General features: G+C 59.4%; 1 rRNA gene. It reads right to left on the reverse strand.

Features of this window, described 5'->3' with window-relative positions:
• Positions 1–199: 199 nt before the first annotated feature.
• Positions 200–606: ribosomal RNA gene (locus ACYQ0U_RS22775) — 16S ribosomal RNA — on the reverse strand; the annotation flags it as partial.

Raw genomic sequence — 606 nt, forward strand, 5'->3', positions numbered from 1 at the left:
CTCAAAGCCCAACAGTGTGTCTCGACTCGATCGTCGTCCGTGGTGCCGGCCAGGTTCCACGCCAGTCCTATCGCTAGGAGCTGGCAGTACTGAGGCAGACCCACATCGGATCCTCGAGCCATTCATCGACGATTCCACTAGTGAACACCACCAGTGCCACCCAGTCGTTCGCTGGGCGTGCGGGGTGTGTGCTCCTTAGAAAGGAGGTGATCCAGCCGCACCTTCCGGTACGGCTACCTTGTTACGACTTCGTCCCAATCGCCAGCCCCACCTTCGACGGCTCCCTCCACAAGGGTTAGGCCACCGGCTTCGGGTGTTGCCGACTTTCGTGACGTGACGGGCGGTGTGTACAAGGCCCGGGAACGTATTCACCGCAGCGTTGCTGATCTGCGATTACTAGCGACTCCGACTTCATGGGGTCGAGTTGCAGACCCCAATCCGAACTGAGACCGGCTTTTTGGGATTCGCTCCGCCTTACAGCATCGCAGCCCTTTGTACCGGCCATTGTAGCATGCGTGAAGCCCTGGACATAAGGGGCATGATGACTTGACGTCATCCCCACCTTCCTCCGAGTTGACCCCGGCAGTCTCCTATGAGTCCCCACCA

It is taken from the genome of Nocardioides pyridinolyticus, from assembly GCF_054653575.1.